Origin of the sequence: Leifsonia xyli subsp. cynodontis DSM 46306, from assembly GCF_000470775.1 — a bacterium.
In the GTDB taxonomy this organism is placed as follows: domain Bacteria; phylum Actinomycetota; class Actinomycetes; order Actinomycetales; family Microbacteriaceae; genus Leifsonia; species Leifsonia cynodontis.
On sequence record NC_022438.1, the window covers coordinates 1018341 to 1042912 of the forward strand.

Consider the following 24572-nt stretch of genomic DNA (forward strand, 5'->3'; position numbering starts at 1 on the left):
ATTCTGGCATGGTCGTCGAGGGCACTCTTCGATGGCAGGTCACGGAGGACTGTCCTCCCGATCTGCTGATCGCTCTCGCCCTCCGCGACCTGATCGGCCTCGGAGGAGGGGGCGGTTCTGCGCTGCCGAGGGTCTCCCCAGCGGTTGTCCCGGTGCTGCCAGGCCGCCTTCGCGCGAGCGCGCTGACGACCCGGCCGCTGCTCGAACAGCAGTGGCTCGCCCTCTTCGAGGCGGCTGCCGACCGCCAGCGGCATCCGCCGGCTTCCCTCTTCCAGCCGCCACACTTCAGTGCGCTCGATCGTGCGATCGAGCTCCAGGATCTGGTGATCGCGCACTATGGCGAAGCTGTGCGCTGGGCGGCCGAGCGCCGCACGGAGTACGCCAGCACTTGCCTCGAATGCCCCGCCCGGCGGTCGGCGGACATCGTGGAGGTCGTGCATGGACGCGAGCACGATCTCCGTCGCCAGGCCGGTTCCTTCCGCCTGGATCTCGCTGTGCTGCCGCTCGCCGAGAAGGGCGCGTGGATCGTCGGACCGAACGCCGTGGTCGTCAGCGCGTCCCTGCGCGACGACTCGACGGCGTTCCGCGACTGGTTTCGTACCCTTGTCGCGGCTCTCGTTTAGACGATTCGGGTCGGTGGCGAGACTGTCTTCGCCGGGTCGGTCTCCGCGACATCCCCCACTGCCTCGTCGATCCGCGCCAGCACCTCCTCCGGCAACCGCACCCCTGCTGCTGCCGCGTTCGAGGCCACCTGATCGGGGCGGGACGCTCCGACGATGGCACCGGCCACGTTCGGGTTCCGCAAGACCCAGGCGACGGCGAGCTGCGCCATCGTGATGCCCAGCTCGTCCGCGATCGGGCGCAGACGCTGCACACTCGTGAGCACATCGTCTCTCAAGAAACTCTTGATCGCGCTGGCGCCCCCTTTCTCGTCGGAGGCGCGGCTGCCGGCGGGGGGCTGCTCGCCGGGCAGGTACTTGCCGGTGAGCACGCCCTGCGCCACCGGCGACCAGACGATCTGCGAGATGCCGAGCTCGACCGAGGCGGGGACGACCTCTTTCTCGATGACCCGCCACAGCATCGAGTACTGCGGCTGGTTCGAGATGAGCGGGAAGCCGAGCTCCTTCGCGAGCGCGTGACCGGCGCGGAGCTGGCTCGCACTCCACTCGCTGACGCCGATGTAGAGCGCCTTTCCGGCGCGGACGATGTCGGCGAACGCCTGCATCGTCTCCTCGAGCGGGGTCTCGTTGTCATAGCGGTGGGCCTGGTACAGATCGACGTAGTCGGTGCCGAGGCGGTCGAGGGAGCCGTCGATGGACTCGAGGATGTGCTTGCGGGAGAGGCCGGTGTCGTTCGGCCCCTTGGGACCGGTCGGCCAGTAGACCTTGGTGAAGATCTCCAGGGAGGCGCGGCGCTGACCGGCCAGCGCGTCCCCGAGCACCCGTTCCGCCGCGGTGTTGGCGTAGGCGTCGGCGGTGTCGAAGGTCGTGATGCCCGCGTCGAGGGCCGCATGGACGCACTGCGTCGCGGTGTCGTTCTCCACCTGGGAGCCGTGGGTGAGCCAGTTGCCGTAGATGATCTCCGAGATCTTGAGGCCGCTGTTGCCGAGGTATCTGAATTCCATGAGGATCATGCTACCCGCACAGAGCCGTTGTCGGCCCCTGGTGGCATCCTGGTGGAGTGGGACGAGCGAATGGCAGCGACCGGCGGGTGACGACCGCCGAGATCGACGACCACGACGCGACCATCCTGCACGTCGACATGGATGCGTTCTTCGCCGCGGTCGAGCTGCTCGATCGGCCGGACGCGCGCGGGAAGCCCGCGATCGTCGGCCACGCGGGCGGGCGCGGCGTCGTCACGAGCGCGACGTACGAAGCGCGGAAGTTCGGCGTCCGCAGCGCCATGCCGGTCTCCCAGGCGCTTCGGCTGTGCCCGACGGCGATCGTCCTGCCGCCTCACTACGACAAGTACACGGAGTATTCGCGCAGACTGATGGACATTTTCCACGGGATCACGCCGCTGGTGGAGCCGCTCAGCATCGACGAGGCGTTTCTGGACATCGCCGGTGCCCGCCGTCTGCTCGGCCCTCCTCGGCGCATCGCCGAGCTCATCCGCTCGCGGGTGCGGGAGGAGACCGGGCTCACCTGCTCAGTCGGCGTCGCGGGGACGAAATTCCTGGCCAAGCTCGCTTCCGGCCGCGCCAAACCCGATGGCCTCCTCGTGATCCCGCCGGCTGACGCCATCGCCTACCTGCGGCCGCTCCCGGTCGGCGCACTGTGGGGCGTCGGCGCGAGCACACAGGCGTCGCTGGAGCGGATGGGGATGCGGACGGTCGCCGATCTCGCCGACACGCCGCTGCCGGTGCTTGAGCGTGCGGTGGGCAAGGCCTCCGCGCACCGTTTGCACGAACTCGCGAACGGTCACGACGCGCGGACGATCGTCACAGAGTCGCGCGAGAAGAGCATCGGCCACGAGAACACGTTCTCGGTGGATGTGGACGACCCCGGCGAGCTCCGCCGGGAGCTGCTGCGGCTCTCCGGCCGTGTGGGGGAGCGGTTGCGGAAGCACGGGACGGTCGGACGCACTGTGGCGATCAAGGTTCGCTTCTCCGACTTCCGCACCATCTCGCGCTCCCGCACGCTTAAAGAGCCGACCAATGTCGGGCGGCGGCTGTTCGAGGAGGCGTGGGATGTTTTCGAGGCGATCGGCATCGACCTCGGCGAGACGCCGATCCGGTTGATCGGGGTGCGGGCCGAGCAGCTGGCGGACGCCGGGGGAGACGCGCTTGCGCTCTGGGACCCGGACGAGGAATGGCGCCAGACCGAGCGCGCCCTCGACGCTGTGAGCGCGCGTTTCGGACACGGAGCGATCGGACCGGCGTCGCTCGTGCGGCGGGGGCAGGAGGCCGAGCGGGAGGGGCGGAATCCACGGTGGCTGAGCGACTGAGCTCGCGCCGGGCGCCCGGGCCGGGCCGGGTCGGCGGCGATCGTTTTCTGCAATTCGGCCAGCATCCGGTCACGCTGCTGGTATTCGCCGGGACGCACCGATGCGAGGTGGACGGCATAGACCCGGGTCGTGGCGCCCGGAGTGGCGACATCGACGCGGAGGGCGCGGCTCCAGCCGAGGCCGAGGCTCAGCGGCTCTTCGCCGGTCAGTTCGTACCTGCTCCAGAGACCGACGGTGCCCACGACGATGTGGTGGAGGTAGCGGCCGTCGAGTGCGGATTCGACGGCCGGGCGCGTCGTCGCGTCGAGCTCCTGCAGGGCGATGAGATCGGGAGAGCGGGAAGCGAGGCCGTCCGCGATCACGGATGCGTGCGGGTTCTGCGCCTGGACGTTCTCACTCACGACCGTGAACCGGGGTGCGCCGCCACTCATCGCCGGCAGTGCGGCGACGCCGAACGTCGACCACCAGACGGCCATCGCCGCCGCCACTGCCAGCCCGGCGACGAGCGAGAGCCGCAGCAGCGCGACCGCCCCGAGCACGATGAGGAGCGCGCCTCCCCAGGGCAGGAAGGTCTCGACGAGGGAGGCCGATCCGGCGATGTCGGGCAGCGCCCCGTGCCACAGCAGCAGAGCGCCGACCCCGAGTGCGGCGATCCCCGTCAGCAGACCGCGCGGGCGGAGGCGGGGAGGTCGGAGGGACACGGAGACGATTATCCCTAGCCGTCCTGTGGAGAATCCGGTGCGAAGGCTGGGTGCGCCGTGGGAACCAGCCTGGCCGTTCGGAGAACCAGCGGGGTACGGTGAGGATATGAACATCTCACTCAAGCTCGCGGAGACGATGAGCTCCTCCGGTGTCAAATCTGTCTACGGCGAGCCGGTCGTGGTGGACGGCACGACGATCGTCCCGGTCGCGGCGGTGAAGTTCGGCTTCGGCGGCTCTGCGGGCGACGACGAGGACGGCCCCGGTCGCTCCGGCGGTGGTGGTGGCGGCGTGGCCGTTCCTTTCGGCGCGTACGTGAGCGATGAGGCCGGAGTGCGGTTCCGGCCGAACCTGATCACTCTGCTGGCGGTCGGCATCCCGTTCGTGTGGGTGGCCGGACACGCGTGGTCGCGGGTCATCCGCGCGCTCAAGAAGTAGGGACTCCTCTTTCCGAATCCGACTACACTGGCTCCTGAACACGGGAGTCCGGTGAGCCGGGCTGAGAGGAAGCTTCTCCAAGCTTCGACCGTCGAACCTGATCTGGGTCATGCCAGCGCAGGGAGACTTCTCACGGTCCCGTGCTCTCATTTCTGAAGAGAAGGGGCACGAAAGTGCATGCAACCGTTCCAGCCCTCGTGGCGCGCCCGATGCGCGTCTTCCGCTGGCGGGTCGTCGACATCGTCGTCGCCAGTGTGGTTGCCGTCGCATCCGGTGTCGTCTTCTGGGCCTGGGGCCAGGCCTGGAACCCGCTCTCGGGCCCGGTCACGGCTCTCCTGCCCGGCTTTCAGGGCATCCTGAACGGCCCCTGGCTGTTCGCCGGGGTGCTTGTCGCCCTCATCGTGCGGAAGCCGGGGGCTGCGCTCTACGGCGAGGTGGTCGCCGCCGTCGTCTCCATGCTCGTCGGGACGCAGTGGGGTTTCGCGACCCTGTTCTCCGGCGTCGTCCAAGGACTCGGCGCCGAGATCGTCTTCGCGCTGTTCCTCTACGCCAAGTGGACGCTGCCGCCGGCTCTCCTCGCGGGCGCGGGCGCGGGACTCGCCGAGTCGGTGCTCGACCTGTTCTATTCGTATCCCGGGGTGGCGCCGGGCTTCGCCATCGTCTACACGGTCACGACCACGATCTCCGGCGTCGTCGTGGCCGGTCTCGGGTCGTGGGCGCTCGTCCGGGCGCTGGCGAAGACGGGAGCGCTCGACCGTTTCGCGTCCGGGCGCGAGCGCCGGGTCTGAGCGCGGTGTCTGAGCAGCGCTCGGTGAGGCCGCCGGCGGTCGCCGTTCGGGCCGACGACTGGGGCTGGCGCTACGCCGGGCGGCGCGGCTGGGCGGTGCGCGGTCTGACGCTGAGCGTCGAGCCGGGCGAGCGGGTCCTGCTCCTCGGCGCGTCCGGCGCGGGGAAGTCGACGGTGCTCGGGGGGCTCGCCGGCGTGCTGGGTGGGGACGACGACGGCGAGGCGGAGGGCGATCTCCGGCTGGACGGGCGGCTGCCCGCGGCTGCGCGCGGACGCGCCGGACTGCTGCTGCAGGACCCGGATGCGCAGGTCATCCTCGCCCGGGTCGGCGACGATGTCGCGTTCGCGTGCGAGAACCTGGGTGTGCCCCCGGCGGACATCTGGCCGCGTGTGAAGCGGGCGCTCGGCGAGGTCGGCCTCGATGTGCCGCTGAGCCATCCCACGGCGAAGCTCTCCGGCGGGCAGAAGCAGCGGCTGGCGCTCGCGGGGCTGCTCGCCATGCGGCCGGGGCTGCTGCTGCTCGACGAGCCGACGGCGAATCTCGATCCCGAAGGGGCCCGGGGGGTCCGGGAGGCCGTCGGCTCGGCCGTCGCTGCGAGCGGGGCGACCCTGATCGTCGTGGAGCACCGGGTGGACATCTGGCGGGACCTCGTGGACCGCGTCGTCGTGCTCGCCGCCGACGGCGGGACGCTGGCCGACGGCTTTCCGGACGAGGTGCTGGCGGACACCGCGGGGGAGCTCCGGCGTGCGGGAGTCTGGCTTCCGGGTCAACCGCTCCCCACGGCGCCTGTCGTGGCCGAAGGGGCAGGCCTCCTCACCGCCCGCGACCTCCGGGTCGGACGGTGGCGGAGGGCGACGCGCGGAAAACGCCGAACGCGGATGCCCGCCCCAGTGCCCCTGCTGCCGCTGCGCGCCTCCCTCGACATCGCAGAAGGATCGGCGCTCGCGCTCACCGGGCGCAATGGCGCGGGCAAGTCCACCCTCGCGCTCGCGCTCGCCGGTCTGGTGCCGCCGCTCGGCGGAACGCTCACCGCCGAGCCCGCCCTCGCGGACGGCGCCGGACCCGATCCGGCATCCTGGCGCTCGGGCCAGCTGCTCACCCGCATCGGCAGTGTCTTCCAGAACCCGGAGCACCAGTTCCTCGCGGCGACGGTCCGTGACGAACTCGCCGCCGGCCCGCGCGCCCTGCGACTCCCGGATACGGAGGTCGCCGCCCGCGTTGAGGGCCTGCTGGACCGCCTGGGCCTCGCCTCCCTCGCGGACGCCAACCCGTTCACTCTCTCCGGCGGGCAGAAACGGCGGCTGTCGGTGGCGACCGCGCTGGCGACACGGCCCCGCATTCTGATGCTGGACGAACCGACCTTCGGACAGGACGCGAACAACTGGCGTGGGCTGGTCGCCACTATCGCCGGGCTGCGCGCGGAGGGGCACGCGGTGGTCGCCGCGACGCACGACCTCGACTTCGCGGCGGCGATCGGTGCGGGGGAGCTCCGCGTGGATGCGGCGGCCGGGGCGATCGCATGAGCATCGCGGAGCCGGTGCGGCAGGGACCGCTCGCCACTCTGAACCCGGTGTCGAAGCTCGGCGCCGCGCTGATCGTGACGACCGTGCTGCTGCTGTCGATCGACCCGGTCTCCGCCGCGGTCGCGCTCGGACTGGAGCTGGCGCTGCTGTGCTTCGCGCGCATCCCGGGCCGCGTACTGCTGCCGCGGCTGGCTCCGCTGCTCATCGCAGCGCCGCTCGCCGGGCTCACGACCGCGCTCTACGGGCGGACCAGCGGGACGGTCCACCTGCACTGGTGGGCGGTGGAGGTGAGCAACGGGTCGCTCACGCTGGGCATCTCGACGGTGCTGCGCATCCTGGCGATCGGACTGCCCGCGGTGCTCCTGTTCGTCACCATCGATCCGACCGACCTCGCGGACGGGCTCGCTCAGGTGCTCAGACTGCCGGCGCGCTTCGTGCTCGGGGCGCTCGCCGGGCTCCGGCTGGTCGGGCTGTTCGCGGACGACTGGCGCGCGCTGACCCTCGCGCGGCGGGCGCGCGGAGTGGCCGAATCGGGTGCGGTGCGGCGCTTCCTCGGGCAGACCTTCGCCCTGTTCGTGCTGTCGATCCGGCGCGGCGCGAAGCTTGCGACAGCGATGGAGGCGCGCGGCTTCGGCGCCCCCGGAGCGCGCACCTGGGCGCGACCGTCCATGTTCCGCGCGCGGGACGCGGCGGCACTGGCGATCGCAGCGCTCGTCGCGGGCGCGGCGGCCTCGGCGGCGATCGCGGTGGGGAGCTGGAATGTCCTGGGGGGCTGAGCACGCGGCGGCCCGGGACACGCTGCTCGCCCGCGTCGCGGCAGCGGCGGATGACGTCCGCATCCCGGTCGTGCTCATCGACGGCCCGAGCGGTGCGGGGAAGAGCACGCTCGCCGATCTGCTCGTCGCGTGCTGGCCGGGCGGCGAAACCGTGCGCCTCATCCGCATGGACGACCTCTACCCGGGCTGGGGCGGCCTCGACGCCGCGAGCGCCGACCTCTCCGAGACGCTCCTCGGGCCGCTCGCGCGCACCGGCCGGGGTCGCTGGCGGCGCTGGGACTGGGCCGCAGGCGAGCCCGGCGAGTGGCAGAGCGTCGAGGGGCCGGGGCCGGTCGTGGTGGAGGGGTGCGGCACGCTCGCGCGGCGCAGCGTCCCGTGGGCACACGTCCGGCTCTGGCTGGACGCGGACGACGCGCTGCGGAAGGAGCGCGCGCTCGACCGCGACGGCGAGACATTCGCGACGCACTGGGATGGCTGGCAGAGAGACTTCGAGCGCTACCTCGCCCGCGAGGGCCCCCGCGCCGCCGCCGACCTGCGCCTCGACGTGACCGACTGGCCGCTGTCTTTCTCCTGCCGCCCGCCCGCGGGGACTACGGTGGTGCCATGAGCGAGACGCACCCCGACCCGGAGTACATCGTCGAGTACGCGGACGGCCCGCTGGCCGGCACCGCCGAGCGCCGCTATCTGGTGGGCGGGAAGGCCGACGAGCGCCTCAGCGCCGTCGCCGCGGTCGAGGGGCTCGAGTCCCTGTTCTGGTACGTCGCTGGTGAGGAGCGCACGGTGAACGGCGAGCGCCATGTGACGTACCGTTTCGACGCGGTGGACAGCGACCCGGTGGAGGCGGATCGCGACGACCGGAATCCGGTCTTCTAGGCCCAGCCGAGCTCGTGCAGGCGATCGTCGTCGATTCCGTAGTAGTGCGCGATTTCGTGTACGAGTGTGATGTGGATCTCCTCGCGCAGCTCCTGCTCGTCGGCGCAGATCGCGAGCAGTGACTCCCGGTAGAGGATGATGCGGTCCGGCATCTCGCCGAATCCGTAGCGGTCGCGCTCGGTCAGGGCGACGCCATCGTACAGGCCGAGGAGGTCGAGCGTCCCGTCCTCCGGGCGGTCATCGACGACGAACACCACATTGTCGAGCCCGTCGACCATCTCGTCCGGCAGCCGATCCAGCTCATCGGTGACGAGCGCCTCGAAGGCGTCCTCGTCGAGGTCGAGCGGCATCACCGGACTCCGGCGACCGCGGTTCGCGCGATGCGCTGCTCCGCCGGGCGGGCGACGCTGCCCACGAGACGCGTGTCGTGGATGATGGGGCCGGTGCTCACCCGCGTGAGTCTACCGGCCCCGTGTCAGCGCTTTGTTCGGCCGGTCAGCGCCAGCGCTCAATACCAGCCGACCGACTGCGAGTGACCCCATGCCGAGCACGGCGTGCCGTAGCTCCGTTTGATGTAGTGCAGACCCCACTCGATCTGAGTGGTGGCGTTGTCGGCCCAGTCGGAGCCGAAGGCCGCCATCTTGCTGCCCGGGAGGGCCTGCGGGATGCCGGTGGCACCGCTCGATCCGTTGGCCGCTCTGTAGTTCCAGCCGGACTCCTTCTGCCACAGATCGCTGAGACACTGGAACTGGACATCGCCCCAGCCGTAGGCGCTGGCGGCGAGACGGCGGGCCGTGGTCTTCGCACCCTCCGGTGTGTTCGCGGCGGCTGCGGCTGCCGCGGCGGCCGCAGCCGCGAGCCGGTCGGTCTCTGCGCCCGCGGCGGCGAGTGCGGCGCTGGCTGCGTTGGTCCTGTCGATGCTGACGCGCAGCTGGGAGTCGTCCAGCTTCGTGTAGCCGCTGAGGCTGGCGATCGTCATCTTCGCCGCGCTCGCATCCGCCTTCGCGGCGTTCGCCCGCACAGTCTGCTCGGCGTCCGTGAGGGCATTCTTGGCTTCGGTTTCGAGCCGGTCGCGCCAGATGTCCTTGTACACCGAGAGCTGCTCGTGGTGCAGCCCGGTCGAGTCGGAGAGTTCGCGCGGGTGGCTCGTTCGCTCGCCTGCCGCTGTGCGATCGCCAGGGCGATCAGACTCGTGGAGAGGAGGACAGCCACGGTTCCGGAGACGACTGTGGCGAGAGGGGTGTTGGTTTTGCGGAGGGTGGAACGGAGACTGCTGAGCATAGGCTTCCTGGGTCGGGCTTCCCCGCCCGCCGGTACACGCCCGTTCGGGGCGCGGCACGGCGATGAGCGCTCCCGCGGGAGCGCTCGCTGACGGGCTGGCACCGCACCGGCACGCGCGGAAGCCCCGGCTGACGGGGTCCGTCCGAGGCGCGGCATGCGGCGCGGGTGTGCTGCACCGAGGGTTCCGGGCGTCGCTCTCCCGGGGTGGTTGGGGTGGGGAGAGGCGGCGTGGCGCAGCACGGACGGCGATCTCTGCCGTCGGCTGACGACCTTAGGCGCTCACTCTGGACAGAACAGGCACGAACGCGGAGAAGGCCGTGTGCGCATCGGCGAATCCACCGGCCCGCGCACTCCGTTTCAGCGATCGCTCAGGCCGTCGTGGCGAACGGGGCCACGGTGCCGGAGAAGCCCTAAGCGAAGTGAGAGAACGCTCAGGAGCCCTGCTCGGAACGGGTGAGGAATCCGCTTCGGTCCGGAGGCGGAGGGGATCGGATCTCAGGCTGGCGTGGTCCGCGGTCCTGTCAGCGCAGATGCCGGCCTCTTCGAAAGACAGCGGCGAAACGCCGAGAGGGCTCTGTTTTTCTCGCGCGAACGGCGGAGGAACCTCGCCGGGCGCGCCTCAGACCGCCCTCGCCGCCGCCGCCAGCACCTGCTGCAGCGTCGGGACGCCCTCGGCGCGGAACACTTCCGTGCCATCGGCCGCGCTCACGATCACGGTCGGCGTCGAGCGGATGCCGTCAGCCTCGGCGAGCTCCATCGAGCGAGCGACATCCCGCTCTGTCACCGACAGCCGCGGGGCGATGCGTGCGGCCTCCGCGAGGACAGCGCGCGTCTGCGTGCAGGGCTGGCAGAACGCCGAGGTGTACAGAATGAGAGCCACACCCGCGGTGACGGGAGGGCCAACGGCCGGTGTCGCATCCACACGGTCCAGTGTACGTCCGGCGAATTTCCGGCGACCGGTGGGGGAAGCGCCCCCGCACGCCGCCCGATCGGCACCCGGGCGACCGACAATCGTCTTGTGAGCCGAACCGCTTTCACCCGGTATGTTGCCCGGGGACTCGATCACCGAGGGGCTGTGCGACGCGGCGCCAGGCCGGACGGGGACCTGGCTGGGCTGGGCGGATCGCCTGGCCGGCATCCTCGACGGCGATGCGCGCCTCTCCGGCGGCACGGTCGAGTTCGCCAACCTCGCGGTGCGTGGCCGGCGCATCGGAGACGTGGTCGACGAACAGATCCCCGAGGCCGTGCGGCTGTGTCCCGACCTCGTCTCCGTGCTGATCGGGGGCAACGACCTGATGAGCCCGGCCGCCGACCCCGACGCCCTGGCCGCGAGACTCTCCGACGGGGTGGGCCGGCTTCGTGCGACCGGGGCGACGGTGCTGCTGGCGAACCTCTTCGACCCGCAGTTCGCCTTCTTCTTCAAGCCGTTCCGCGGTCGGGCCGCGGTGTTCAGCGCAAACATCTGGAGCATCGCGCGCGACCACCGCGCGCAGGTGCTCGACATCTGGGGTGTGCGCGAGTTCCGGGACCCCGGGATGTGGGCCGCCGACCGCATGCACTTGAGCGCCCGCGGGCACCGGCTCCTCGCGAGCCGGGCGGCGCAGACGCTGGGGATACCCGCGGCGGAGAGCGCGGCCACCGACGGGGCCGGGTCGTTCGAGCCCGAGCCCGCCGCTGTGCCGTTCCGCATCTGGCTGCGCGTCTACGCGCTCCCGTGGGCGGTCCGGCGAGTGCGCCGTGTCTCGCTGGGCGACGGGATGGGGCCCAAATGGCCGGAACCGCTGCCGGCGGGCGCCCTCCTGCCGCGGAGCCCGCGGCCTCGGATCGCCGCCACGGGCCGTCGGGGGCCCGCACTAGACTTGCCTGTATGGCAACCTCCTCGGATCGACTCGTCTGGATCGACTGCGAGATGACCGGTCTCGACCCGGCGGTCGACGAACTGGTCGAGATCGCAGTGGTCATCACCGATTTCGACTTGAACGTCCTCGACCCGGGGCTGAGTATCGTCATCAAGCCGGATGCCTCCGCACTGGCCACTATGAACGACTTCGTCCGCGAGATGCACACCGCGTCGGGTCTCATGGAGGAGATCCCTGGCGGTGTCAGTCTCGCGGAAGCGGAGTACGAGGTGCTCGAGTACGTCCTGAGGTTCGCACCGGCTGCCCGCACGGCCCCGCTCGCCGGGAACACCATCGGCACCGACCGGATGTTCCTCGCCAAGCACATGCCGCGCCTGGACACGCATCTCCACTACCGCAACGTCGATGTCTCCTCGATCAAGGAGCTGGCTCGCCGCTGGTTCCCCCGTGTCTACTTCAACGCACCCGAGAAGAACGGCGGCCACCGCGCCCTCGCCGATATCCTCGAGTCGGTCCGCGAGCTCGACTACTACCGCAGAGCGGCCTTCGTCGCGGAGCCCGGGCCAACGACGGAGGAGACACAGACGGCCTCCGCGACCATCGTGGAAAAATGGACCGCCCGAATGGGCTAGACTCGTTGGGTTGCTCCGAACGGAACGGAAGAACCGTTCGAGAGACATGGTGGGTATAGCTCAGCTGGTAGAGCGCCTGGTTGTGGTCCAGGAGGTCGCGGGTTCAAGCCCCGTTACTCACCCCATGTGGTGGTCGTCGTCTGAACTGACGTCAGAACGAGCCGCGAACGGCTGGTCGGCCATCACTGTGCGTGATGGCCGACCAGCCGTTTTGCGTATATATAGTGACGCACTCCGATTCACAGCTCGCGTGTTTGAACGGGACGCCAAGAAGTCGATTAGCGGCAAAAGCTCGCGCTCGATTGGGGCGCGGACGGAGACCCGTGCGTCGAGCGATCCGAAAAGTATCTTTCATCGCCGCATGTGCGTCGGTGCCATCCGCCCCTGATGACTCGGAGACGTTTGGCGCGATTGCTTCCCGGGGCGTCGGATCGGGAGAGCGTGACGCTTGCCGGAAGCGATCGGTCCTTTTCTCGGCCGACATCGGTGCCCTCGGCCTTCTCGACCGCTGTGCGTACACATATCGGGCGAGTGCGACACAGCCTTTTTCTCGATCGCAGATCGTGAAGCAGTGACGGATTCAACCGCTCCACAGGAATTGTCGGAAGAAATCGATCGCCGGCTTGAGCCAGAGTCCTCTCAAGCGTGAGCGGCCTCGTAGGCTGACAGAATGGCAACCGGAATCCGGCCACGATCCGGCATCTGGGTGCCTTGCTCACGTGCCCATGCTCGAATCGCCGCCAGATCGCGACGCGAGGGCTTTGCGCTGGCTGTCGACGAGGCGCCCCGCCGTGTACGAGGCTGGGGACGAGCGGCCGCGACATAGGCGGCCAGCGCCTCGCGCAGCGCCGACGCGTTCGCCGCCGACAGGTCGATTTCGTAGCTCACATCGTCCAGCCCAAACGTCACCGTCTCGCCGCCGCTGTCGCCAAGTTCGGTGCCGTCCAGATCGTCGACAAGCTGATAAATGACTTTCTGAGCCATAGGGATTCCTCGTTTCGATTGTCAGTTACGTTTCATAGTGTAGCGAAAAAGGAACGCTGTGCAATCTGCTTTCGTTCGTGATTGTCGCGCATTTCACGGCGGTGACGGTGGACGAAGCGAATCGGGGCTAATGTCGTCAAGGCCAAGCTCGGCTGCTCCTCTCGGGTGGAAAACCATGATTCATGGAGACGATGAATCTCTGCGATGCGGTCGTCGTCACATGTATGCCGTCGAACCGCGACGTTGTCCTTTCGAGAACACGATGAATCATGTTTCTGCTGATTTCTCGTTCATCGGAGCGGACGGAGCGCAGCGTTCTGCCTGCTCTTATGCGGGGCATTGTGGCCCGCGATTCGGTGTTCACGCACTCTGGCTTCTCGGCTGGGGCGGAGGGCGCCGGAACACCCGGGTCCCCGCGTCCCACAGCCGGGGGTCGAGACTGGCAGCGTGGGCGCCGGGCACGGCGGCTCCATCGCGACGCGGGCCTGAAGGATCAACAGAGCGATCTCCGCTGTGCTGCCTCTTCGGGCACACGATGCTGAGGGAAGTCCCCTGCACGGTGGGAACCGGTGGAGCGTTCCGCTCCTCCTGTCGGGGTCCAGGTTCGGCTCTGTTCCCCTCGAACATCCACCGGCTGGTTCCCGACGATGCCAGGTTCGGGTTCGGCCAGACCGGATATTCCAGGGGGATACCGAACCGGTCGGCCGCGTTCCCGAGCACTCCAAAACCCTGAGCGTCGACAAGAGCCGGGGCGGACGCCCATGAGTTCAGAGCTTTATAGTATGTTAAACTTCAATAGAAAACTTCGCCACGTGGGAAGCGAGACACCCGCGACGCGGCGATTTCAGACATGAAACGTGAAACCCACCCGAGAAGAGACACCGTCTTTGCATACGTCACCATCTAAGCCCGCCGAAAGCAACTCGAAGACCCTCGCTTCCACGAGCGTCTCCACGATCCGCCGGCGAACGGTTGTCGCCGGCGCCTCGTGGAGCGTTCCCGTGATCGCGCTGTCGGTCGCTACCCCCGCCATGGCGGCGTCACTGGGTCAACTGACTCTCACTTTCGGGCAGTCGACCTACCGGGGCGTCGGCGGCAACGAATTCACCGATATCACGGTGCTGGCGACCCGAGGGGGCGCAACCGCGGCCGCTGGGCTCTCTTTGACCGTCACCTTGACCGGCGGGTACACGTTCGATGGTGCTGCCACGACCCATTTCGGCAGCACGGGCGACTCGGGAACGCTCAGCGTCCCCCGGGTGAACATCCCCCTCGGGGGCGGCACCAGTGCTATCACCGTGACTGATGGCACCGCCACCGCCACCCTGACGGCGGTCGCCAGTTCGATCGCGAAGGCCCGCTGGAACGACGATGCCATCGCGAGCTTCCCCGCTGTGTCCGCGGGCTCACAGGCTGTTGGCGCCAACTTCTTCCTCGACCCGAACAACAACCTGTCCCTCAGCGACGGCAGGAACATCGACAACAATGTCGAGAAAGCGGTGGGCGCTTTCCTCTCCAGCGGACACCTCGTGACTTACACGACGAACGGAGTGGCGAGGAACTGCTGGGTCGACTCGTCCGGAAACGCCAGCTGGGGAACATGGTCGGATGTTCCCCTGAACTCCGAACCCATCGAGGGCAACTACTTCCTCGCCCCGAACGGCGACCTCTACCGCGAGAATTCTTTGGTCTCCAGCCGGGTGACCTCGGCTGCCGGCACGTTCAATGGCCAGGTCGGCAACCTTGTCACCTACGTGCATGACAACAAGAGCTGGACCTACTGGCCAGGCAACGGGAACTGGGTAACCTACGCAGCGGTGCCCGAGGGGACCAGCGCGGTCGCCGGGGGCTTCTTCTTGACGCCCTCCGGTGAGCTCTACTACCAGGCGACCAAGATCGCCGACGGGGTCACCGCGGCGGACGGGACGATGATCTACGACTGGACCAGCGACGGCGGCGGCCGACCGGTCACCTACGTCGATGCCACCGGCGGCCACCAATACTGGACCGGGCCCCGTGGCGGCTACGCGAGCTATCCCGACGTCCCTGCCGGCTCCACCCCCCCCCGCGAGGGATCCGTCTTCCTCACCCCGGACCGCAGACTCTTCCACGACAACAGCACGATCGCGACCAACGTCCTGACAGCCGCCGCTTCCTACGGGGAAACGGCGGGAATCCTCATCAACTGGACCGAAGCACAGTGAGTTAAGTGAGTTAAGGGACCCGCGGTGTTGGGGTCAGGCTTGGATAGGTCTGTCCGATGAACGGTGTTTCTGGGTCGGTGGTCATTACTTGATGCAGCCTTCGAAGGTGATCGCGAACGCGTTCAGTGCCGGTTTTCACTTGGTCGCTCAGCCTGTCCTGCCCCGGTCGGTCGGGTCAAGCGAGCGGCTCACGAGGTAGAGACACTTGAGCGCGGTGGTGTCATTAGGGAAATGTCCGCGGGCCCGAACCGCCCGCTGGTAGCGGGCGTTGAGCGACTCGATCGCGTTCGTCGAGCAGATGATCCGGCGGATCTCGATGTCCCCGTCCAGGAATGGCGCGAACTCGGACCAGGCGCTGCGCCAGAGCTTGCTGATCGCCGGATATTGCCCACCCCACTTCGCGTCGGACTCCTCGAACCGCTCGGTGTCGGCTGCCTCAGCCGGTGCGGTATAGACCGGGCGCAGATCCTTCCCCATCTCTTCCCAGTAGTGCGCGGAACGCGAACTGGAACGTGCCCCGGATCAGGTGAATGATGCATGTCTGCACCGTCGCGAGCGGCCAGACCGTATTGATCGTTTCCGGCAACCCCTTCAACCCGTCGCAAACGACGATGCAGACATCCTCGGCACCACGGTTCTTGTTCTCCGTCAAGACACCGAGCCAGAACTTCGCGCCCTCACCGCCGCCGGCCCAAATCCCGAGGATGTCCTGTTCCCCGTTCACCGTCACGCCGACGGCGATATAGAACGGCTTGTTCCGCACCTGCCCGTCACGCTACCTTCACCACGAGAGCGTCGATGAACACGACGGGATAGACCCGATCCAAGGGCCGATTCTGTCACTCGGTCATCTCCTCGATGACCTTGTCGGTGATCCGGCTGATCGTGTCCTTGCTCACGGACACGCCATAGACATCATCGAAGTGCGCCGCGACCTATGGATTTGCGGACACCGCGCACCTCGGCGAGCCGCATGAGGCGTTCGGTATGGTCGCGGCCGATGTCCCAGCCTTGCCGACGCATCAGAGCATGCATCTTCCGGCGCCCGTAGACACCGTAGTTCTCCGCGTGCAGCCTCACGACCTCCGGCATCAGCAGCTCATCCTTCAGCTGCCGAGCTGACTGCGCACGACCGGCCGCGGCGCGATAGCCGCGGCCGGTGAGGAAGCCCTGCACTGCTGGTCTAAGGACACCGCAGATGAGCTCGACCCCAAAATGATCCCGGTACTCGTCGATGAACCGGATCATCTCGGTCAGGAACGGCCTGGCTCCTTCGCGAAAACACGCTCGCAGCCATGAGGATCTCGTTCGCCTTCCGCAACTCGGCGTTCTCCGTGTCCAACTCCTTGATCCGCGTGGCCGCATCGGTCGTGACGCCGGGCTTGGCACCGGCGTCGACCTCGTAACGGCGCTGCCAGAGTCGTAGCGTCTCCGGACTCATACCGAGCAGACCGGCCACGTGCCGGATCGCGGCCATCATCGTCGGGTGCTCCAGCCGCGTCTCCGCGAGCATCCGCAACGCCCGCTTAGGCATCTCCGGCGAATACTTCCTGTTCATCGAGTTCCATCTTTGCTTGAAGAACGGAACGAAACTCAGGCCGATTCAAACCGACATGGACGAGGACTACATCAGCATTCAGAACGGCGATCGCTTCACTGTCGAGAAGGACGTCGACGGTTACTCAGCGATCAAGATTCAGAACACGGTCTGGGTCGTGGCGGCGATCGACGAGCTGATCCATGCACTCATAGAGCTGCGTGACGCGAAGCAATGACAGAGCACGCCCCACGGCCGCCGATCCTCGACGGTGTTCCCGAACCCCGGCTCCGTGACGCGTTCCGCATCGTGTGGTAGTCGCAACGCGGCTACCGCCACGGCTCACGGCACGGCCGAGGGGCTGGCCGGTAGCGCTGCGTGCTGCGGCCCTTGCCGATAACGCCGGAAAAAGCATGAAAAATGTTAATGCATATGTTATTTTCAATCCCGTTTGTCATCATGAGAGGTTTGTAATGCGCGCTAAGTCGACGAGGACAGGTCGGGAAAAGTGGATGAAGCTGGCTTCTGCGGCGGTCATCGCAGGCGGTGTTCTGCTTGGCTCGGGTGTGATCGCTGCCCCTGCACACGCTGCCTCACCAGCGTTCCGCATCTACTACAGTCCGAACTGCTCTGGATCTTCACGATGGTACGGCGGTTACAGCGCCGGTGAGGCGTGGGAGAGGGATACCTTCACCTACGCGGGGGCGGGGCAGGGGTGGACCATCAGGAAGAACGCAGCATCGGTTTCCGTCTCCGACGCGGTGGCGTTGATCTCAGCCGATGGCGGCTACTCGTGGGCACGGTATGGCGGGCGAAAGGGTCCGACGTGCTACAACCTCGGAACTCAGCGCAACCGCAACACGAATTGGATTGTTCGGGCTGCATAGCTTGACTCGCGGCGGAGCAATCCGAGTGCCAGCCCCTAAGTGCTACAATGTAGAACATGTACATGGTGGGGATCCGAGAGTTGAAACAGAACCCTTCAGCTGTTGTCGCGGACGCGGCGGCTGGTGAAACGGTCATTATCTCGGATCGAGGTCGGCCCGTTGCGCGTTTGACTCCTTTGCCTCAGTCGTCGTGGGCTGGGTTAGTGGAATCCGGGCTCGCCCACGATCCGGTCTTGCCGATCGCCTCGATCACTTACCCGACCTCGGAGCCGAGTGTGTCGAAAGCTCTGGAAGAGGACCGCGACGATGAGCGTTACTAAGCCCATCCACTATTTCGACACGTCTGCGTTGGCGAAACTCGTTGTGGAAAAAGGTGAGTCGCCGGCACTGTTCGAGTGGCTACACGCGGAGCCCCGGAGGATCGTCACATCCGATCTGTCCCGTACCGAACTGCTCCGAGCGGTTCGTCGGGTCTCAGCGTATCATGCCGCCACAGCACGCACATTGCTGCGTGCGTGCGGAACGGTGTCGGTATCGACCGATATCTGCGACCGGGCCGCTCTTCTCGACCCGGAGAGCGTTCGCAGCCTGGACGCCATCCATCTTGCAACCGCTCTGTCCCTTGGCGACGACCTCGACTCATTCGTCTGCTATGACAATCGGCTCACCGAGGCCGCGAACCTGAACGGACTCACGACCGTCGCACCCGAATAGGGCGCCATGATCGCTGTGTTTCTCAGGGACGTTGGTCAATCTGCTGATGGGTGGCTGGCTGCCGATGGCGGTGTGGGGCCTGTGGTGATTGTAGGAGTGCAGCCAGGCCGGGAGTGCGTTGCGGCGGGCTGATTCGGAGTTGTAGTGCCGGGCGTATGCCCAGCCGTCGGCGAGGGTGCGGTGGAAGCGTTCGATCTTGCCGTTCGTCTGCGGATGGTAGGGCCGGGTGCGTTTCGGTTGGATGCTGAGCTCGGCGCAAGCGTCGCGCCAGGCGTATGAGCGGTATGCGGAGCCGTTGTCGGAGAGCACCTGTTCGACGGTGACGCCACGGCTGGCGAACCAGCCGACCGCTCGACGCAGAACAGCGATTGCAGTGGCGGCGGTTTCGTCGTCGTGGATCTCGGCGTAAGCGACACGGGAGTGATCGTCGATGACGGTATGAACGAACGCTGTGCCGGTGATCATGTCGCCGGTGATCCCGTGTTTCCCGGTCCGCTTCGCGGTGATGGCCTTGTTCCGCTCTCCCTGGAGACGTCCGACGTAGCGCCAGCCGCCACCGTCGGGGATGTTGCCGAGTTTCTTGATGTCGACGTGGATCATCGATCCGGGATGCTCGTGCTCGTAGCGGCGGGCGGGTTCGCCGGTGCGGACGTCGACGTGGCTGGGCCGATTGATCCGGCACCGGGAGAGGACCGTGTGAACGGTCGAGGCGGGCATGCCGAGCTGGGCGCCGATACCGACTGGTCCCAGCCGCTTCTTCCACCGCAGATGCACGACCTTGCGGACCAGTCTTCGCGGGGTCTTGTTCGGGCTGTGATGCGGCCGTGACGAACGGTCCAGCATTCCCGCCTCGCCCATCTCCACGTAACGACGAGCCCATCGGTCCGCGGTGCGTCAGGACACTCGGAAGTAGGTCGCCGCCGCAGCAACGGACCAGCCGTCGTCGACGACTTGGCGGGCCAGGCGGAGGCATTCGCGAGGAGTCAAAGCAGCATTAGCGTGGGTCACGAGGACCTCCTAAGTCATCGAGTGCAGGGAAACTAGACAGCCCCACTCTCGACCGGGAGGTCCTCACCCATCTATCGCGTCACACCTCAACCAACGTCCCTGAGCAGCACAACCTAGCGACGACCGCTACCCGTCCTCATCCAGCTGTTCAAGCACGGCCAGCGGCGTCGGTTTGACCGGGAACTGTGCGGCGAAGCGGCCGGACTCCTGGACCGGCTGACCGCGCTCGGCGGCCACGATCGCCGCGACCGCGAACGCGACCTCGCAGTAGCGGCTCAAGTGCGCGCGATTCGGCCGAACCACGCAAGGAGCCGACACCGTGACTAGCGCTGTGACCGATCTCGCCGCCCTCCACCCTGCTTGGGCCGAGCGCTTCAACGCCGGCGATCTGGACGGGATGCTGCGACTCTACGAGCATGGCGCGGTGTTCCTCCCCGAGCCGGGCCGCCCCGTCGCGGGCAGCGGCCTGCGCGGTGCGTTGCAGGAGTTCATCGACCTTGGCGTTCCCGTCCGAGTGACGGTCCGGCACACGGCGCGCGTCGGAGAGATCGGCCTCATCGTCGCCGATTGGCGGCTCGACGGCACGCGCGCGGACGGGGAGAGCGTGAGCATGGCGGGAAGCGCCTCCGATGTGGCGAGACTCCACCCCGGACACGGCTGGCGATTCGTCATCGACAACGCCTTCGGCACCGCGTGAGAGCAGGGGGCGGCCTGTTCAGCCGTGTGAGGGGAGGCGGCCCCACTCGGCGTCGCCGTCCACGTAGACCCGCGGGACGCGCGCCGCGACGCCGGTGACCATCTCGTCGGCGATCGTCCCGGCCCACTCTGCGTATTCCTCCGCGGTGGCCTCGCCACTCTCGCCCGGGCCGAACAGGATGGCGGTGTCGCCCGGTTCGACGCGCTGGTCTCCGGCATCCACCAGCATCGAGTCCGCTTCGACGGCGATCACGGGGCAGCGGCGCCCGCCCAGCTGGACCGAGGTCCGGGCGAGGCCGAGCGTGGGGACGCCGTCGCCGAAGCCGATGCCGACGCGGACGTGTGCGTTGCCGCCGAGGTGTGCGGCGGTGACCGGGGCCTCGAGGCGCATGACCGGCTTCAGGCCGAGCTCCGCGCCGGTCGTGTCGTCGAACGGGGAGAAGCCGTAGGCGGCGATGCCGAAGCGCACCAGGGCGAAGCGGGCCTCCGGCATGCGGATTCCGGCCGAGCTCGCGGCCAGGTGCAGGATCTCGAATCGCGCGCCCCGGGCTTCGGCCTCGGCGACTGCGTCCAGGAACTCCGCGAGCGCCGCCTCGTCGTCGGCGATCGACGTGTCGGCCAGGTGGGACCAGGCGGCGCGGACGCGGACGACACCGGCCCCTTGCAGAGCCAGCGCGGCATCGACCAGCGCCGGCCACTCCTCGCGGGTCGCGCCGTTGCGGCTGAGCCCGGTGTCCACTTTCAGGTGGACGATCGCGGGCCGGTCCGCGGCGGCGGCCGCGATGGCGTCCAGCTGCCAGAGGCTCGAGATGCCGAGGTCGATGTCGTTCTCGATGCCCGCGCGCCAGTCGGTCCCGGCGCCGTGCAGCCAGGCGAGCAGGGGAACGGTCACCCCCGCCCGGCGCAGCACCAGCCCGGCGGGGATCTCGAGGACGGCGAGCGAGGTGGCGCCCGCCTCCACGCCGGCTTCCGCGATCGGCAGCAGGCCGTGCCCGTAAGCGTCGGCCTTGACCGCCAGCATGGTCTCGGCGGGCGCGATCAGCCGGGTGAGCTGCGCCACATTGCGGCGGAGGGCGGCCAGGTCGATGACGGCGCGGGGGAGCGGTTCGGCCATGGCGTCCACGATGGTCATGCGTAACGCCTCTCGATGCGCCGGCCGAGCCGGCTGGTGATCACGGGGGCGGCGACGCCCAGGGCGTCCGCCCAGTCGAGGACGGTGGGCTCGCCGCGGCCCGGGTCGCCGAAGACCACGACCGGGTCGCCGGGGAGCGCGTCGGCGTCCCCGATGTCGACCACGAACTGATCCATCGCGATGCGTCCGCTCACGCGCCCCCGGACGGTTCCGACCTGAACGGGACCCCTGTTCGAGGCGACGCGCAGGAGGCCGTCCGCGTACCCGAGCGCCACCAGGACCAGGGTGCTCGGGCGCTCGGTGCGGTAGGTGTAGCCGTAGGACACCCCGCGGCGCGCGCCGACCCGCTTGACGGCGACGATCTCCCCGACCAGGCGCAGCGCGGGGCGGGAGGCCTGCTGCGGATCGAGACCGAACAGCTCCGGTCCGAGCAGCGCGCCGGCGTCGCCCGCGGGGGAATCGACCAGGACGCGTCCCGACACACCGTCGTCGGCCAGCGTCGCAGCGTCCTCGATGCGGGAAACCAGAAAACCGCCGGTGCCGGCCGACGACAGTACACGCGCCACGGGAATGAGCCCGTGGCCGTACGCGTCGACTCTGAGGTCGGCGGTGGAATTGGCGAGCGGTCGCCCGCTGGAGATCGCGTTGGCGACGATGGCGTCGAGATCGATGTGCGCGTGCCGGCGCACGCCGGGGGCCGGTGTCATCGTCGCAAGGAACGGTGCGGGTCCCGCAGGCCGTGTCAGGCGCGCTGCTCTTCGAAGAGCCGCGCCGTCTCGTCGTGCCAGCTGTGCGCGATCTGGGACAGCTTCTCCTGGTGCTTCTTGCCGTGGTGGGCGCAGAAGAGGAGCTCGCCGTTCTTGACCTCGACACGGATGTACGCCTGCGCTCCGCAGCTGTCGCAGCGGTCGGCGGCCGTGATCTGTGGCCCCGGTGCGATCTCGTCAACCGCACCATTCTCCGAGGTGATCGTCGACATGAGATGCTCCTTTCGTCGGGGCCGGTGTGACTCGGTATCTCTATAGAACCATGGGAATCCGCCAGACAGGCTCGATTCGCTCCTAGTTTCGCTCAACGCGAAGCGCGGCGGGCCTCGGGTGTCGTCGCCCCGGCAGCCCCTGCGGCGCTTACGCTGGGGGATGCACGGCGTCCGCGTTCCCGCGGGGCGCGTCGGAACTACAAGGAGCGCTCGTGGCGAGCTCGGACTATTCGGCCAGGCATCTCTCGGTCCTGGAGGGACTGGAAGCAGTACGCAAGCGCCCCGGCATGTACATCGGCTCGACCGATTCGCGCGGCCTCATGCACTGCCTCTGGGAGATCATCGACAACTCGGTCGATGAGGCGCTGGCCGGGCACGGCTCGTCGATCGACGTCGTGCTGCATCCCGACAGCAGCGTCGAAGTGCGCGACAGGGCCCGCGGCATCCCGGTGGATGTGGAGCCCAAGACGGGTCTCACCGGCGTCGAAGTCGTCTTCACGAAACTGCACGCGGGAGGCAAGTTCGGCACCGGCTCCTATGCGGCTTCTGGCGGTCTGCACGGCGTCGGCGCTTCGGTCGTGAACGCGCTGTCGGAACGGCTGGACGTCGAGGTCGACCGCGACGGAAAGACCTGGGCGATGTCGTTCCACCGCGGCGAACCGGGCGTCTTCGAGGATGGTGCGGCGGCTCCCGGGCCGGATGCGCCCTTCACGCCGTTCGTCTCGGGAAGCGAGCTGCGGGTCGTGGGTAGGGTCGCGAAAGGTGCGACCGGGACGCGCATCCGCTATTGGGCCGACCGGCAGATCTTCACGAAGGGCGCCGAGTTCTCGGTGGACGATCTGATCGGCCGCGCACGGCAGACTGCGTTCCTGGTCCCCGGGCTCGCGATCGCGATCGACGACAAGCGCAGTGCCGAGGGCGGCAGCACGACCTTCAAGTACGACGGCGGCCTCTCCGAGTTCGCGGACTTCCTCGCGCCGGACAGCCCGATCACCGAGACCTGGCGGCTCACCGGCGAGGGCGCTTTCACCGAGACCGTTCCGGTCCTCTCCGACAGCGGCGCGATGGTCCCGACCGAGCTGAAGCGGGAGTGTCACGTCGACATCGCCCTGCGCTGGGGCACCGGCTACGACACGGTGATGCGCTCGTTCGTGAACATCATCGCCACGCCCAAAGGCGGCAGCCACCAGGCCGGCTTCGACCAGGGGCTGCTCAAGTTCCTCCGTCAGCAGGTGGAGCTGAACGCCCGGCGGCTCAAGGCGGGCACCGACAAACTCGAGAAGGACGATGTGATGGCCGGTCTCACCGCCGTTCTGACCGTCCGCCTGCCCGAGCCGCAGTTCGAGGGGCAGACCAAGGAGGTGCTCGGGACGCCGGCTGTCCGCGCGATCGTCGCGGGCGTCGTCCAGAAGTCTCTTTCCGAGCGGTTCGGCTCCTCCAAACGGGACGACAAGACGCAGTCGGCGCTCGTGCTGGACAAGGTGGTGGCGGAGATGAAGTCGCGCATCTCGGCGCGCGCCCACAAGGAGACGCAACGCCGCAAGAACGCGCTGGAGACCTCGTCGCTGCCGGCGAAGCTCGTGGACTGCCGTTCGAGCGATGTGGCGAACAGCGAGTTGTTCATCGTCGAGGGCGACTCGGCGCTCGGCACCGCCCGGCGGGCGCGCGACAGCGAATACCAGGCCCTGCTGCCGATCCGCGGCAAGATCCTCAACGTGCAGAAAGCGTCCGTCTCGGACATGCTCTCGAACGCCGAGTGCGCCGCCATCATCCAGGTCATCGGCGCCGGTTCCGGCCGGACCTTCGACATCGCTTCCGCACGGTACGGCAAGGTCATCATCATGTCGGACGCGGATGTGGACGGCGCCCACATCCGAACTTTGCTGCTGACGCTGTTCTTCCGTTACATGCGGCCCATGATCGAGGAGGGCCGCGTGTTCGCCGCGGTTCCCCCGCTGCACCGGGTGGTCGTCGTGAACCCCGGTTCGAAGCCGAACGAGACGGTCTACACGTACTCAGAGGCGGAGTTGCAGGCTGTGCTGGGCGACCTGAAGAAGCGCGGCAGGAAGTACCAGGAACCTATTCAGCGCTACAAGGGACTCGGCGAGATGGATGCGGACCAGCTGGCCACCACCACGATGGATCGCGGGCACCGCACACTCCGCCGGGTGCGGGTCCCCGACGCCGAGGGGGCGAACCGCGTGTTCGAGCTCCTCATGGGCAACGATGTCGCCCCGCGCAAAGAGTTCATCATCGCCGGAGCCGACGATCTGAGCCGCGCCCGCATCGACGCGTAACCGCCCCGTCCCCGCCCACTTTCCCACCCCACCCAGCTCCGAGAGAACCCCGCCTCTCCCGGTAAGCCCACCCTTCCCGGTAAGGAGAGGAGAGCTCTGCCCGCCTGGCCAAGATCTCCTCCCTTTTCGGCCAGATGCTGCCCCCGCCGACGGATCTCCTCCCTTTTCGTCATCGGCCGCTGAGTCGCCTGGTGGTGGGTTTCGGCCTTGGTGCATGGCGAGGTCACGTGTTGGAAAGGGAGGGGATTCGGTGCGTGAGAGGGGGAAACGCAGGGAAGGGAGGAGATCTGGGCCGGATGTGGGTGGAATGTCCTCCGTT

The 24572-nt window shown here is 68.1% G+C and carries 27 protein-coding genes, 1 tRNA gene, 3 pseudogenes and 1 riboswitch; of the genes and pseudogenes, 17 read left to right on the plus strand and 14 right to left on the minus strand.

Annotated elements, in window-relative coordinates; translation table 11 throughout:
- Positions 1–8 precede the first annotated feature (8 nt).
- Positions 9–623 carry a hypothetical protein gene (locus tag O159_RS04820; protein WP_021754624.1) on the plus strand — a complete coding sequence of 205 codons (615 nt, stop codon included), beginning with the start codon at positions 9–11 and terminating at the stop codon, positions 621–623.
- On the opposite strand, the gene O159_RS04825 is transcribed toward O159_RS04820, so the two are convergent.
- Complete coding sequence (locus O159_RS04825) at positions 620–1624, minus strand: aldo/keto reductase family protein (RefSeq protein WP_043994029.1); 1005 nt, start codon at positions 1622–1624, stop codon at positions 620–622. The two genes, O159_RS04820 and O159_RS04825, sit on opposite strands and share 4 nt — an antisense overlap.
- 56 nt (positions 1625–1680) lie before the next feature.
- On the opposite strand from O159_RS04825, the gene dinB reads away from it, so the two are divergent.
- Positions 1681–2946, plus strand: coding sequence for a DNA polymerase IV (dinB, locus tag O159_RS04830; RefSeq protein ID WP_236609546.1), 1266 nt, complete (start codon positions 1681–1683; stop codon positions 2944–2946).
- A gap of 68 nt (positions 2947–3014) precedes the next feature.
- On the opposite strand, the pseudogene O159_RS16755 reads toward dinB, so the two are convergent.
- Positions 3015–3761 (minus strand): annotated as a pseudogene (locus tag O159_RS16755) (endonuclease/exonuclease/phosphatase family protein); the annotation flags it as partial.
- Between O159_RS16755 and O159_RS04840 the strand changes: the two are divergent.
- From O159_RS04840 to O159_RS04865, 6 genes are all read left to right on the plus strand, one after another.
- Positions 3754–4083 carry a spore germination protein GerW family protein gene (locus O159_RS04840; RefSeq protein ID WP_021754628.1) on the plus strand — a complete coding sequence of 110 codons (330 nt, stop codon included), beginning with the start codon at positions 3754–3756 and terminating at the stop codon, positions 4081–4083. The pseudogene O159_RS16755 and the gene O159_RS04840 sit on opposite strands and share 8 nt — an antisense overlap.
- A gap of 39 nt (positions 4084–4122) precedes the next feature.
- Positions 4123–4224, plus strand: a riboswitch (TPP riboswitch).
- 32 nt (positions 4225–4256) lie between these two features.
- On the plus strand, positions 4257–4871 hold the full coding sequence (locus O159_RS04845; protein WP_081689811.1) for an ECF transporter S component: 615 nt from the start codon (positions 4257–4259) through the stop codon (positions 4869–4871).
- Positions 4872–4876: 5 nt separating this feature from the next.
- The gene (locus O159_RS04850; RefSeq protein ID WP_081689812.1) at positions 4877–6394 is read left to right on the plus strand and encodes an ABC transporter ATP-binding protein; all 1518 of its coding nucleotides are present in this window, start codon (positions 4877–4879) and stop codon (positions 6392–6394) included.
- Positions 6391–7170, plus strand: a complete 780-nt coding sequence (locus tag O159_RS04855; protein ID WP_021754631.1) for an energy-coupling factor transporter transmembrane component T family protein — start codon at positions 6391–6393, stop codon at positions 7168–7170. The genes O159_RS04850 and O159_RS04855 overlap by 4 nt, the downstream gene beginning before the upstream one ends.
- Positions 7154–7777, plus strand: a complete 624-nt coding sequence (locus O159_RS04860) for a nucleoside/nucleotide kinase family protein (RefSeq protein WP_021754632.1) — start codon at positions 7154–7156, stop codon at positions 7775–7777. The genes O159_RS04855 and O159_RS04860 overlap by 17 nt, the downstream gene beginning before the upstream one ends.
- Positions 7774–8043, plus strand: coding sequence for a hypothetical protein (locus O159_RS04865; protein ID WP_021754633.1), 270 nt, complete (start codon positions 7774–7776; stop codon positions 8041–8043). The genes O159_RS04860 and O159_RS04865 overlap by 4 nt, the downstream gene beginning before the upstream one ends.
- On the opposite strand, the gene O159_RS04870 is transcribed toward O159_RS04865, so the two are convergent.
- The 3 genes from O159_RS04870 to O159_RS04880 form a co-directional block, all read right to left on the minus strand.
- The gene (locus O159_RS04870; RefSeq protein WP_043993524.1) at positions 8040–8393 is read right to left on the minus strand and encodes a metallopeptidase family protein; all 354 of its coding nucleotides are present in this window, start codon (positions 8391–8393) and stop codon (positions 8040–8042) included. The two genes, O159_RS04865 and O159_RS04870, sit on opposite strands and share 4 nt — an antisense overlap.
- Positions 8394–8551: 158 nt before the next feature.
- Entirely contained in the window at positions 8552–9136 is a 585-nt protein-coding gene (locus tag O159_RS16495) for an aggregation-promoting factor C-terminal-like domain-containing protein (RefSeq protein WP_021754635.1), read from the minus strand.
- 807 nt (positions 9137–9943) lie between these two features.
- Positions 9944–10246: a thioredoxin family protein gene (locus O159_RS04880; RefSeq protein ID WP_021754636.1), complete on the minus strand. Its 303-nt coding sequence runs from the start codon at positions 10244–10246 to the stop codon at positions 9944–9946.
- Between the two features lie 121 nt (positions 10247–10367).
- On the opposite strand from O159_RS04880, the gene O159_RS04885 reads away from it, so the two are divergent.
- The 3 genes from O159_RS04885 to O159_RS04895 all read left to right on the plus strand — a co-directional run bounded on the left by O159_RS04885 (position 10368) and on the right by O159_RS04895 (position 11940).
- Entirely contained in the window at positions 10368–11237 is an 870-nt protein-coding gene (locus O159_RS04885; protein WP_021754637.1) for an SGNH/GDSL hydrolase family protein, read from the plus strand.
- Positions 11192–11815, plus strand: coding sequence for an oligoribonuclease (gene orn / locus O159_RS04890; protein WP_043993526.1), 624 nt, complete (start codon positions 11192–11194; stop codon positions 11813–11815). The genes O159_RS04885 and orn overlap by 46 nt, the downstream gene beginning before the upstream one ends.
- 49 nt (positions 11816–11864) lie before the next feature.
- Positions 11865–11940: transfer RNA gene (locus O159_RS04895), tRNA-His, on the plus strand.
- A 514-nt stretch (positions 11941–12454) separates the two neighbouring features.
- Here O159_RS04895 and O159_RS04900 read toward each other — a convergent pair.
- A complete protein-coding gene (locus O159_RS04900) occupies positions 12455–12799 on the minus strand; it encodes a histone-like nucleoid-structuring protein Lsr2 (protein ID WP_021754639.1) in 345 nt (114 codons plus the stop codon).
- Positions 12800–13800: 1001 nt separating this feature from the next.
- On the opposite strand from O159_RS04900, the gene O159_RS04905 reads away from it, so the two are divergent.
- On the plus strand, positions 13801–15003 hold the full coding sequence (locus O159_RS04905) for a hypothetical protein (RefSeq protein WP_021754640.1): 1203 nt from the start codon (positions 13801–13803) through the stop codon (positions 15001–15003).
- Positions 15004–15153: 150 nt separating this feature from the next.
- Here the strand turns inward: O159_RS04905 and O159_RS15635 are convergent.
- The 3 genes and pseudogenes from O159_RS15635 to O159_RS16760 form a co-directional block, all read right to left on the minus strand.
- A pseudogene (locus tag O159_RS15635) lies at positions 15154–15938 on the minus strand (IS256 family transposase); the annotation flags it as partial.
- Positions 15919–16251, minus strand: a complete 333-nt coding sequence (locus tag O159_RS16500) for an IS3 family transposase (protein WP_407929755.1) — start codon at positions 16249–16251, stop codon at positions 15919–15921. The gene O159_RS16500 and the pseudogene O159_RS15635, both read right to left, overlap by 20 nt.
- Entirely contained in the window at positions 16187–16561 is a 375-nt protein-coding gene (locus O159_RS16760; protein ID WP_021754643.1) for a transposase, read from the minus strand. The genes O159_RS16500 and O159_RS16760 overlap by 65 nt, the downstream gene beginning before the upstream one ends.
- A 55-nt stretch (positions 16562–16616) precedes the next feature.
- Here O159_RS16760 and O159_RS14945 point away from each other — a divergent pair, with 55 nt between their 5' ends.
- From O159_RS14945 to O159_RS13845, 3 genes are all read left to right on the plus strand, one after another.
- Positions 16617–16778, plus strand: a complete 162-nt coding sequence (locus O159_RS14945) for a hypothetical protein (RefSeq protein WP_169725661.1) — start codon at positions 16617–16619, stop codon at positions 16776–16778.
- A gap of 711 nt (positions 16779–17489) precedes the next feature.
- Entirely contained in the window at positions 17490–17747 is a 258-nt protein-coding gene (locus tag O159_RS13840; RefSeq protein ID WP_236609565.1) for a type II toxin-antitoxin system Phd/YefM family antitoxin, read from the plus strand.
- Positions 17734–18141: a type II toxin-antitoxin system VapC family toxin gene (locus O159_RS13845; RefSeq protein ID WP_081689814.1), complete on the plus strand. Its 408-nt coding sequence runs from the start codon at positions 17734–17736 to the stop codon at positions 18139–18141. The genes O159_RS13840 and O159_RS13845 overlap by 14 nt, the downstream gene beginning before the upstream one ends.
- On the opposite strand, the pseudogene O159_RS04925 reads toward O159_RS13845, so the two are convergent.
- Positions 18067–19149 (minus strand): annotated as a pseudogene (locus tag O159_RS04925) (IS481 family transposase). The gene O159_RS13845 and the pseudogene O159_RS04925 overlap by 75 nt on opposite strands.
- Positions 19150–19275: 126 nt before the next feature.
- Complete coding sequence (locus O159_RS14950) at positions 19276–19428, minus strand: hypothetical protein (RefSeq protein ID WP_236609547.1); 153 nt, start codon at positions 19426–19428, stop codon at positions 19276–19278.
- 40 nt (positions 19429–19468) lie between these two features.
- On the opposite strand from O159_RS14950, the gene O159_RS04930 reads away from it, so the two are divergent.
- Positions 19469–19846, plus strand: coding sequence for a YybH family protein (locus tag O159_RS04930; RefSeq protein WP_043993528.1), 378 nt, complete (start codon positions 19469–19471; stop codon positions 19844–19846).
- Positions 19847–19864: 18 nt separating this feature from the next.
- Here the strand turns inward: O159_RS04930 and O159_RS04935 are convergent, their stop codons facing one another.
- The 3 genes from O159_RS04935 to O159_RS04945 are packed head-to-tail and all read right to left on the minus strand — an operon-like array spanning position 19865 to position 21956.
- Positions 19865–20977 (minus strand): alanine racemase, encoded by a 1113-nt coding sequence (locus tag O159_RS04935; RefSeq protein WP_021754646.1) that lies wholly within the window; start codon positions 20975–20977, stop codon positions 19865–19867.
- Positions 20974–21684 carry an alanine racemase gene (locus O159_RS04940; protein WP_043993529.1) on the minus strand — a complete coding sequence of 237 codons (711 nt, stop codon included), beginning with the start codon at positions 21682–21684 and terminating at the stop codon, positions 20974–20976. The genes O159_RS04935 and O159_RS04940 overlap by 4 nt, the downstream gene beginning before the upstream one ends.
- Before the next feature lie 35 nt (positions 21685–21719).
- Positions 21720–21956: a DUF7455 domain-containing protein gene (locus tag O159_RS04945; protein ID WP_021754648.1), complete on the minus strand. Its 237-nt coding sequence runs from the start codon at positions 21954–21956 to the stop codon at positions 21720–21722.
- A 212-nt stretch (positions 21957–22168) separates the two neighbouring features.
- Between O159_RS04945 and O159_RS04950 the strand changes: the two genes are divergently transcribed.
- Positions 22169–24253: a DNA gyrase/topoisomerase IV subunit B gene (locus O159_RS04950; protein ID WP_021754649.1), complete on the plus strand. Its 2085-nt coding sequence runs from the start codon at positions 22169–22171 to the stop codon at positions 24251–24253.
- Positions 24254–24572: the final 319 nt, after the last annotated feature.